A 672-nucleotide genomic window follows, 5' to 3' on the forward strand; every position below is an offset into this window, starting at 1 on the left:
CGCGCCGGGGCCTTCGCGGCGCTGGCCGGCGACCAGGCGGCGCTGCTGCGGCCCTTTGCCGCCCGCCATGCGGTGGCGCGGCTGCGCGTCGCGGTCCTGCCCGCCGCGATCCTGGCCTGCGCCTTTGCCGTTTCCTGGGCGGCGGGGCTGATCCTGCTGCTGGCCGGGCCGGCGATTCCGCTGTTCATGGCGCTGATCGGCCATGCCGCCGGCCGCGCCAGCCGCGCGCAGCTGGACGGCATGACCGACATGGGCGCGCTTCTGGCCGACCGGGTCGGGGCGCTGCCGGATATTCGCCTGCTGGGCGCCTCGGCGGCGCTGGCGGGGGATTTCGCCCGCGCTGCCGAGGGCTTGCGGCGCGCCGCGATGCGGGTGCTGGGCATCGCCTTCCTCAGCTCGACCGTGCTGGAGCTGTTCGCGGCGCTGGGCATCGCGATGATGGCGGTGTTTTGCGGCTTCTCGCTGCTGGGCGAGATCGGCTTCGGCACCTGGGATGGGCCGCTGACCGTTGCCCAGGCGCTGTTCCTGCTGCTGATCGCGCCGGAATTCTTCCAGCCGCTGCGCGAGCTGGCGGCGGCCTGGCACAACTGGGCCGCCGCCGATGCCGCGGCGCGGGCGCTGGCGGCCGAGCTGCGCGTGCGCCCGGTGATCGCCGGGCAGGGTGCGCCGGCG

General features: G+C 75.7%; 1 protein-coding gene. It reads left to right on the forward strand.

Annotated elements, in window-relative coordinates; genetic code table 11:
- The coding region (locus I9P22_RS24355) for an ABC transporter transmembrane domain-containing protein (protein ID WP_269846677.1) at positions 1-672 on the forward strand (672 nt) is incomplete at both ends.

The organism is Paracoccus binzhouensis, assembly GCF_016446475.1.
GTDB lineage: Bacteria > Pseudomonadota > Alphaproteobacteria > Rhodobacterales > Rhodobacteraceae > Paracoccus > Paracoccus binzhouensis.